Origin of the sequence: Bartonella sp. CL266QHHD (assembly GCF_042195355.1) — a bacterium.
In the GTDB taxonomy this organism is placed as follows: domain Bacteria; phylum Pseudomonadota; class Alphaproteobacteria; order Rhizobiales; family Rhizobiaceae; genus Bartonella.
The window spans coordinates 1-5489 of record NZ_JBHIOD010000005.1 but is presented as its reverse complement, the minus strand read 5'-3'; the positions used below and the strand labels follow the sequence as shown (position 1 = coordinate 5489).

The following is a 5489-nucleotide window of genomic DNA, read 5'->3' as shown; positions in this document are numbered from 1 at the left end:
AACAAATAAAAATGTTACGACTGTAACAAGTGATCTCAAAACAGCATCTGAGAATGTAGTCAAATATTTTGGTGGTGGTGCAGGTTATGATGAGCAAGGACAATGGAAAGCTCCAAGTTTTAAGGTTAAGACAGTTAAGGATGATGGTAACTCTGAAGAGATAGACTATGGCAATGTGGCGGATGCTTTGGCTGGAGTTGGTAATTCTGTTACGAATGTAAAAAATGAGATCAGCAAAGAGATTACGAATGTAGTGAGTGATAGCCTTGTTAAGCAGANGGTAATTCTGTTACGAATGTAAAAAATGAGATCAGCAAAGAGATTACGAATGTAGTGAGTGATAGCCTTGTTAAGCAGAATAGGATGGGTCTTATTACTATTGGTGCGGAAAGAGGCGGCAATAAAATCAATATTTTAAATCGTGATGGTGATGCTCGAATTCTTTCTGGTGTTAAGGCAGCGCAAAATGGAGACGAGGCAGTCAATAAAGCGCAGCTTGATGCAAGTCTGAAGGATCTTTCCAGCAGCCTTCAGTCTGATGATTCAGCTGTTGTTCATTACGATAAACAGGCAGATGGTAAAACTGATTATAGCAGTGTGACTTTAGGTAAAGGTAAGGATGCAGGACCAGTTGCGCTTCATAATGTAAAAGATGGTACCATTGCTGAAAATTCACGTGATGCAATTACGGGTAGTCAGATCAACACGATTTCTCAGGATTTAGCCAAGTTTTTTGGTGGTGATGCAAAATTTGTTGGCAGTACGTTTACAGGACCAACCTACAAGTTATCGAAGGTTGATACGGATGGTTCGGTAGCAAGTGCTAGTTTTGAAAATGTTGGTAGTGCATTTACTGGTCTTGATGATAATATCAAGCATGTGAATGCACGGATTAAGGAAGTTTCTGAAGGAGTAGCGCAGGATTCCTTGAATTGGAGTAAGGAAGCCAATGCGTTTGTAGCGCGTCATGAGAAGAAGCAAGAAGAAAAAGGCAAAGCTGTCAGGACACAAGAAAACAGTAGAATTACGTTTCTAGCAAATGGTGAGATTAGCGCTAAATCAACGGATGCTGTAACGGGTAGTCAGCTTTATTCGCTGAACGAACAACTTGCAACTTATTTTGGTGGTGGTGCAGGTTATGATGAGCAAGGAAAATGGACTGCTCCAAGTTTTAAGATCAAGCAGTTTGGTGAGGATGGTACTTCTTTTGACAAGAATTATCAGAATGTAGCTGATGCACTTGCCGGTGTTGGAAGTTCTATCACGAATGTTCAGAATAAATTGACTGAACAGGTTAATAATGTGATTACCAAAGTGGAAAGCGAAAGCTTTATTCAGCAAGATAAGACAACGAGTCGTCTCACTATTGGTGCAAAAGTAGGTGGCGCAGAAATCAATATTGCAAATGAAAGCGGTGCGGATCGGATAATTTCTGGTGTTGGGGAAGCAAAGAACAATAATGACGCTGTTAACAAAAGCCAGCTTGATAGCAATATCAAGAATGTCAATGATAATGTAACAAATAAGTTTAGCGAACTTACTAAAAACATAACGAATATTACTCAGCAAGTTAAAGGTGATGCTTTGTTATGGAACGATAAAGCTAATGCCTTTGTAGCACGTCATGAAAAGAGCAAAGAAGAAAAAGGCAGAGCTGTAAGAACACAAGAAAACAGTAGAATTACGTTTCTTGCCAATGGTGAGATTACCGCTAATTCAACGGATGCTGTCACGGGTGGTCAGCTTTATTCGCTGAACGAACAACTTGCAACCTATTTTGGTGGAGGTGCTGGTTATGATGAGCAAGGACAATGGAAAGCTCCAAGTTTTAAGGTTAAGGCAGTTAAGGATAATGGTAAATCTGAAGAGATAGACTATGGCAATGTGGCGGATGCTTTGGCTGGAGTTGGTAATTCTTTCACAAATATTAGAAATGAGATTAGCAAAGAGATTAATAATGAGATTGCCAATGTGAAAGGTGATAGCCTTGTTAAGAAAGATCAAGCAACCAATCTTATCACTATTGGTAAAGAAGTAGAAGGCAGTGAAATCAATATCGCTAATAGTGGCAAAGCAGATCGAACTCTTTCTGGTGTGAAGGCAGCAACGAAGAATAATGAAGCGGTTAATAAAGGTCAGCTAGATAAAGGTTTAAAGGATCTTTCTACCAGCCTTCAGTCTGATGATTCAGCCGTTGTTCATTACGATAAACAGAAGGATGGTGCCCCTAATTATATGAGTATAACTTTGGGTGGTAAAGACAAGACACCTGTTGCACTCCATAATGTTGCTAAGGGTGTAATATCTTCAGAATCCTATGATGCAATTAATGGTCAGCAGATTAATAAAATAGGCGGTGATATTGCTAAGTTCTTAGGTGGGAATGCAGCTTTTAGTAATGGTGCTTTCAGTGAACCATCTTATGGGGTACATGACATTAGAAAAACTGGTGATGTAGATGTATCGCCAAATAGTCATCATAATGTTGGTTCAGCTCTTTCGGCGCTTGATTATAGCCTTGGGAATGTGAATACGCGTATAACGAATACGATCAATGATTTTAATAAAAAAATAACTGATAGTTCTCAACATATTGAGAAAGATGCTTTGTTATGGAATGATGAAGCCAATGCCTTTGTCGCACAGCATAAAACGGAAGAAGGTAAAAAGGAAAACAGCAAGATCACATCGCTGGCTGATGGTTCTATAGTATCAGGTTCGAGCGATGCTGTTACGGGTGGTCAGATTAATACCATAGCTGCAAGTTTATCAAAGATTTTAGGTGGCAAATCATCGTTTAGTGCTGATGGCACTTTTACAGTTCCCAGCTATGACTTATCGACAGTTTCTAAAGACGGTGAGGTAACAGATAAACCGTATGAAGGTGTTGAAAAAGCCTTTAAAGGACTTGATACAAATATCAAGACTGTTAACGCTCGCATTAAGGAAGTCTCAGAAGGAGTTGCACAAGATTCTTTATTATGGAGTAATGAGAGTAACGCCTTTGTCGCACAGCATAAAACGGAAGAAGGTAAAAAAGAAAACAGCAAGATCACATCACTTGCGGCTGGCTCTATAGTATCAGGCTCGAATGATGCGGTTACGGGAGGTCAGCTTCATACCATAGCTGCAGATTTATCAAAGATTTTAGGTGGCAGCGTATCCTTTGATGGTGAGAAGTTTAAAGATCCCACTTATACGGTGTCGAAAGTTTCTGAAGATGGTGAAGTGACAAGCGAATCCTATAATGATGTAGGCTCTGCTTTTGCAGGAATTGATACGAACTTCATAAATGTGAATAAACATCTGTCTAATGAGGTCAAAAAGTTTAATGAAAAACTAAGTAATATTACGCAAGAAGTTCAAGGCGATGCTTTGTTGTGGAGTGATGCTGAAGGTGCCTTTGTGGCACAGCATGGAAAAGAAGATAAAAGAGCGAGCAGCAAGATTAAACATCTTGCCAACGGAGACGTTAGTGGAACTTCAAGCGATGCTGTAGCAGGAAATCAGCTATATGCTCTAGGTGACAGTGTTGCGCAGTCTTTAGGTGGTCATGCTAGTTATGCCGGTGGCGCTTGGATAGCTCCAAGCTTCAAGATTAAGACCATTAATGAGGATGGTACTAAAGTTGAAGAGAAGAAGTATAATACTGTATCGGAAGCTTTTGAGGGTGTAGGAACATCTTTTGAGAATCTTCAAAAAGAGTTTACCCAAAACAACACGGAGGTTACTGAAAATATTAAGCAGAATGCATTGTTGTGGAGTGATTCTGACAAGGCGTTTGTAGCAACACATGGAGAGAAGGAAAGTAAGAGTAAGATTACATTTCTTTCCAATGGAGAGGTCTCTGCAAGCTCAAGTGATGCGATCAATGGTTCTCAGCTTTTTGATACGAATAAGACTGTTGCAACTTATTTAGGTGGTGGCGCTGAATATAAAGAAGGTAAATGGACGAATCCTAAATTCACGGTCAAGACCTTTGATGCTGATGGTGGATCTAAAGATCAGAATTATCCTGATGTAGCGAGTGCTTTAACAGGGGTTGGTAGTTCTATCACAAATGTTAAAAATGAGATTACAAAACAAATTAACAATGAAATTAACAATGTTAGAGGAGATAGCCTTGTTAAGAAAGATGCAGATACAAATCTTATCACTATTGGTAAAGAAGTAGAAGGCAGTGAAATCAATATAGCCAACAAGACTGGTACGGATCGGACTCTTTCAGGTGTTGGTGAAGCAACAAAGGATAATGAAGCTGTTAACAAAGGTCAGCTTGATGCAAGTCTGAAGGAACTTTCTACCAGCCTTCAGTCTGATGATTCAGCTGTTGTTCATTACGATAAAAAAGATGGTGATAATGGCGGCATTGATTACACGAGTGTGACTTTAGGTAAAGGTAAGGATGCAGGACCAGTTGCACTTCATAATGTCAAAGATGGTGCCATTGGTGAGAGTTCACATGATGCGATTAATGGTAGTCAGATCAACACAATTTCTCAGAATGTGGCTAAATTCCTTGGTGGTGATGCAAAATTTGTTGACGGTACGTTTACAGGACCAACCTACAAGTTATCCAAGGTTGATACGGATGGTTCGGTAGCAAGTGCTAGTTTTGAAAATGTTGGTAGCGCATTTATTGGTCTTGATGATAATATCAAGAATGTAAATGCACGGATTAAGGAAGTTTCTGAAGGGGTAGCGCAGGATTCTTTGAATTGGAGCAAGGAAGCCAATGCGTTTGTAGCGCGTCATGAGAAGAAGCAAGAAGAAAAAGGCAGAGCTGTAAGGACACAAGAAAACAGTAGAATTACGTTTCTAGCAAATGGTGAGATTAGCGCTAAATCAACAGATGCTGTAACGGGTAGTCAGCTTTATTCAATGAATCAGACATTTGCGACGTATTTTGGTGGAGGGGCAGGTTATGATAAAGATGGACAATGGAAAGCACCAAGTTTTGTGATCAAGAAAGTTGATGCGGAAGGTAAAGAAAGTGAGGAAAGCTACAATAGTGTAGCGGAAGCATTTGCTGGTGTTGCNGACAATGGAAAGCACCAAGTTTTGTGATCAAGAAAGTTGATGCGGAAGGTAAAGAAAGTGAGGAAAGCTACAATAGTGTAGCGGAAGCATTTGCTGGTGTTGCGAGTTCTATCACGAATGTTCATAATGATGTAACCAATGTTGTCAGTGATAGCCTTGCCAAGCAGGATGAAAAGACGAAAGTTATCACTATTGGTAAAGAAGTAGAAGGTACAGAAGTCAATATTGCCAGCAGTAAGAAAGAAGAAAGGATTCTTTCAGGTGTTAAGGCAGCAGAGAAAGACAATGAAGCAGTCAATAAAGCGCAACTTGATAAAAGTTTAGAGAAGCTTTCTACCAGTCTTCAGTCTGATGATTCAGCTGTTGTGCATTACGATAAAAAAGATGGTGATAATGGCGGCATTGATTACACGAGTGTGACTTTAGGTAAAGGTAAGGATGCAGGACCA

Annotated in this window: 1 protein-coding gene and 1 pseudogene; both read left to right on the top strand. The window is 39.8% G+C overall.

From position 1 onward, the window contains the following. Positions 1–333: 333 nt before the first annotated feature. Complete coding sequence (locus tag ACFIK7_RS00155; protein ID WP_375662716.1) at positions 334–5067, top strand: hypothetical protein; 4734 nt, start codon at positions 334–336, stop codon at positions 5065–5067. Next, positions 5064–5489: pseudogene (locus ACFIK7_RS00150) on the top strand (hypothetical protein); the annotation flags it as partial. The gene ACFIK7_RS00155 and the pseudogene ACFIK7_RS00150, both read left to right, overlap by 4 nt.